This is a genomic window from Variovorax sp. OV700, assembly GCF_900099805.1.
GTDB lineage: Bacteria > Pseudomonadota > Gammaproteobacteria > Burkholderiales > Burkholderiaceae_C > Variovorax.
Window position 1 is genome coordinate 1 of record NZ_FNDR01000027.1, and the last position, 4,416, is coordinate 4,416.

Annotated in this window: 4 protein-coding genes; 1 reads left to right on the forward strand and 3 read right to left on the reverse strand. The window is 61.3% G+C overall.

The features are described from left to right. Positions 1-513 (reverse strand): RHS repeat domain-containing protein (locus BLR24_RS30095; RefSeq protein ID WP_175543389.1); only part of this gene is annotated, 513 nt, incomplete at its 3' end. 457 nt (positions 514-970) lie between these two features. Here BLR24_RS30095 and BLR24_RS30100 point away from each other — a divergent pair. Next, a complete protein-coding gene (locus BLR24_RS30100; RefSeq protein WP_093024343.1) occupies positions 971-1,534 on the forward strand; it encodes a 3'-5' exonuclease family protein in 564 nt (187 codons plus the stop codon). On the opposite strand, the gene BLR24_RS30105 is transcribed toward BLR24_RS30100, so the two are convergent. Then, entirely contained in the window at positions 1,528-1,869 is a 342-nt protein-coding gene (locus tag BLR24_RS30105; RefSeq protein ID WP_093024345.1) for a hypothetical protein, read from the reverse strand. The two genes, BLR24_RS30100 and BLR24_RS30105, sit on opposite strands and share 7 nt — an antisense overlap. 6 nt (positions 1,870-1,875) lie before the next feature. After that, a partial coding sequence (locus BLR24_RS30110) for a LysM peptidoglycan-binding domain-containing protein (RefSeq protein ID WP_139188821.1) occupies positions 1,876-4,416 on the reverse strand: 2,541 nt, incomplete at its 5' end.

A 4,416-nucleotide genomic window follows, 5' to 3' on the forward strand; every position in this document is an offset into this window, starting at 1 on the left:
GTTGCCCTCGGCGTCGTAGTCGTAGTTCACCGCGTTCTCGGCCACCAGGTATTCGGTGGTCTTCTGGTGCACCATCCGGCCGTTGGCGTCGTACAGGCTCTGGCGCGCCTGCAGCGCCGCGTTGCCGGTGGCTGCGCTTTGCTGGCGCTGCAAGGTGATGTAGTCCACCCCCAGGCCGGCCGGCGCGCTGCGGATGACGCGGTGGGCGGCGAGCTGGCCGAAGTAGGTGTAGCTCCAGGTGGCCAGGGCGCCGTTGGCGTCGATCTCCAGGATCTTGCGGTTGCGCGCGTCGTAGGCCGCGCGGGTGGCCTGGCCCATCGGCTGGGTGGTCTGGATCAGGTTGCCGCGCAGGTCCCAGGTGTATTTCAGGGTCTCGCCGGCGCCGTTGGTGCTGCGCAGGAGGCGACCGGCCTGGTCGTAGGCTTCATCGAAATCACCGCTGTCGGCATTGCGCACGGCCACAGGCCAGCCTTTCGCGGCGATGACGGTGGAGCGTTGGACTAGGCGGTTCACGAAGAGGCGGTTTGCTTGCGGTGGGAAAAGCCATTCCGATACCGTCAATACATCCGCACTTCGCGTGAAATGTTTAGGGCCGGCCCAAACCTGTCGGGTTGGCGCCGGGTGAACTGCAGTGCTCTGGCTTCTCGCATCCTGTCTGGCCTTCGCTCTCACCAATTCCTCACGGCCTTGTGCCTGTTGACTCGCTTGGCTGTGGCGTTCTTGCCGCGTTTCAGTACTCAACCGACCTCATCGCTACATGTCTAAGACTGGCATCGACGCGGCGCTGCAGCAGTCGGCGAAGCTATCGAATTTTTGTGGACAGGACAGGTGAGCCACAATCGGATGGCCGAACTCATCAAGCAGCATGCGGCGGAATTCGCTGTCGGCTCAAGGCGGCGCTCCGCACCGGCAGCAACTGCATGCACGGCGTATTGCAGTCGTCGTAATCCATTAAGGGACAACAAGAACCATGAGCAAGCCAGAGATCTACATCAGCACCGATGTCGAAGCCGATGGACCGATTCCAGGACCGCATTCGATGCTCAGCTTCGGCTCGGCCGCCTACCTTGCCGACAAGACCTTGATTGCCACCTTCACGGCCAATCTGGAAACACTGCCCGGTGCCAATGGGCATCCCGAAACAATGGATTGGTGGTCGAATAACCAAACCGCTTGGGACGCTTGCCGTGTGGATTGCCAAGAACCGACGGCAGCCATGCGCAACTACGTGGATTGGCTAAAGGCGTTACCAGGCAAGCCGGTGTTCGTGGGCTACCCGGCTGCGTACGACTTCATGTTCATCTACTGGTATCTGATGCGCTTCGTCGGCGAGAGCCCGTTTTCTCATTCGGCGCTGGACATGAAAACCTTTGCGATGGCGCTGCTCAAGACAAACTACCGCGATGCGACAAAGCGAAACATGCCCAAGAGCTGGTTCGACGATCTGCCGCACACGCACGTGGCACTTGACGACGCAATCGAGCAAGGGGCGATGTTTTGCAACATGCTGCGCAACCACTACAGGTTTCAATAGAGCTTGCAGTATTCGGTAGGCTCACCAAAGTTCATCACCCGAGCAACTTGGAATCCGCGAGGCAACAACCGTTCCCGTATGCGGTCTTCCAACGCCAACGCGTCGTCTGTTGACACGACTATCCAGTAGGGCATGGCCTCGTGCTGGGGATCATCAGAGATCGAAATATTGACCTTCAATCCCTCGCCACTGCCAACATAGTAAGTGCCACCGGTGTAGTTTTCACTTTCACGTTCCTGGCGTACTTCAATGCCGATTGCATCGAAGAAGGAAACAGCAAAGGAAGCAAGATTTTCAGTGCCTTTGCAATCAGCAATCAAGTCAATTTCATACATCTCTCATTATCTCCTCAACGCAATTGCAGGCTCCAACGGAACGGTTCCAGGTTGGAAGCCAGCCGGTGTGATTTTTCGGCCCAACGCATCTGTCCATCGTTGTGACCAAGCCCTTAGCTCGGGATACGCCTTCATGACTCTGTTGGCATTCACCATCCCCTCAATAGCTGTAGACGTTGGTCGACCTTCTGTAAGGGCGGCGCTTTCTACCCAGAAGTCAACGTCGCTTTGCGGCCCAAATTGAGTGCCCTTTCGAGCACTGCCACCTACAACCGAACTACCACGTACACCAATTGTGGCGTCGTTGATGCCACTCGCCCTAAGGGCCGCATCAAGCTCTCCTCCCGCCCTCAAGAACTGCGCCTCTCCTTCAAATCCAAGCGGAACAGTCCTTGAAGACCCATTGATGGCCTCTGCACGGACGGGGCCCTCAATTCTTTCAAGCCCAATGCCAATCGCCCCCGCCTGGGTCCGGTAAGGCCCCCAAGTCGGCACGTCTCTCGCAACGAAGTTCCAGTCCGCAACACCCAGTCCCTGCAGTTCCGTCGCACCCCAACGTGCCAGCCCACGAGCGCCATAGATGCCACCGACTCCGGCTTGGCCAATATCGTTGAACAGCTCGCCGAGTTGATAGCTCCTCTGGAAATCATTGCCCGTGATAGACATCGCCGAGTTGTAGCGATTGGCAATGCCTTCCACGAGATTGGTGGTTGCCTCCCTCGGGCTGCTAACAGCATTGATGATCCCGTTGCCAAGCGCAGTGTTTTCAGCCCAGGCTTGGCGAATTGCGGGCGTGTCGTGCAGCGTGCCAAGTGTGGCGATATCGCTCCCTTGGTACAAGGCATTGCTTACTAGCCGCGCAGTACCATAGGCCATCTTGCCAAGCGATACACCAACACCCGCCGTTGCACCTGCGGAAGAAGTCACCCACGAATTGCCCATATTCGAGGCGATAGCCGGATCAAGGTCTGAGCTAAGCAAAGAGAACTCTCCACCCAACGCGGCCGCCAGCGCCTGAGACTCTGCTGTTGAAATCGCTGGCGCGCTTGCCATCGGCGGCAATTGACCGAGCGAACGAGCTTCAGCAAAGCGATCTGGTATGGCATCCGAACGGGTGCCGGCGCTGTTCCAGATGTAGTCGGGGTTTCCGTACTCGTTGATGCCGCTGGCGATCGGAGTCATCGGCCCATAAGGCGAGGCTTCGCTGAAGCGGGGAGGCGCGTGCGGCTGCACCTCTGTTGGCAGCACAGTCATCCCTCCCGCTCTAAGCGTTCTGTACGACGCCGATGAAGGAAGGCCAGCCTCCTGCTGGAGCCGCTCAATCGTGGTGTCGCGCTGCGCATCAAACCACTGCCCGTCGGCCGCTTCTTGCGCAGCAACGTTGACCTGCCAGTTGGAGATGCCATTGCCTGAGCCCTGGTAGTCATAGCCGGCGCCAGCGGGCACATGACCCCAGGCTTCAGCATCAGTTTCTCCAAACGGCCGCACGCTGGAGCCCCGCCCATTGGCCGCCGCGATCGAGTCCCCCAACGCATTGCCAAAGGCATCGACAGCCACCTGCTGCATCGACACCTTGCCCCCGCGCATCACCGCCGTGGCCGCTCCCGCGAGCAGCCCCGTCGCCAGCCGCGCCCCGAAGGCACTGCCCGCGCCGCTTCCGAACGCGCTCTCAAATGCGCTGCCGATGGTCGGGCCCACAGCCGCTCCCACGCCCGCACCGACCGCGCTGGCCGCCACGCTCTTCCAGTCGAACTTGTCCTGCAACCCCGTGACGACCGCGATGCCCTGGGTCAGCGAATTACCCACCGCACCGCGCAACGCTGCGTTGCCAAGGACGCTTCCCGTGTCGGGCAGCGCACCGGCAATACCCAGGCCCGCACTCACGCCGCTGCCAATGGCACTGAGAGCCACTTGCTTCCAACTGAATTGGTCCTGGGCCCCAATGCCAATGCCGACCGCTTGACTGACAGCTGAACCCACGGCGCCACCCACTACCGCAGCGGCAACACCCAGCGCGCCGTAGCCGCCGCCCAAGGCGGTCAGTCCGGTCGTCATCGTGGCACCAATGCCGGCCGAAGCTGTGGCCGTGCCGGCAGTTCCCACGGCGCCCCAGGCCCCTGCTGCCGCCCCTGCGGTCCAGATCGTCACCACGATCGCCACCACGATGATGATGATCTGCCCGATGCCCCCGCAGCCCCCATCCTGGCTCTGCGGCATGGCCATCATCGTGGCCGAGTCGCTCGCGATCTTGCTCGGGTCGTACGGCTTGATGGTGCCCGCGTTGTCCGCACTGCCCACCCGGGTCGGAATCCGCAGCACCTGCCCGGTCCTCAGGTCCGCATCGCTGCTGAGTCCATTGGCATCCGCGATCAGGTACCACAGGCTCGCATCCCCGTACGCCCCCCGGGCGATGCTCTGCAGCGTGTCGCCCGTGGCCACCGCATAGGTGCCCGGGCTGCCCGCGGGGTAGTTGCCGTCGATGGGCTGGTAGCCGAAGCTGAAGTCGCTCTGGGCGCTGAAGAGCGGGCCGTTCTGCGCCAGCGGCGT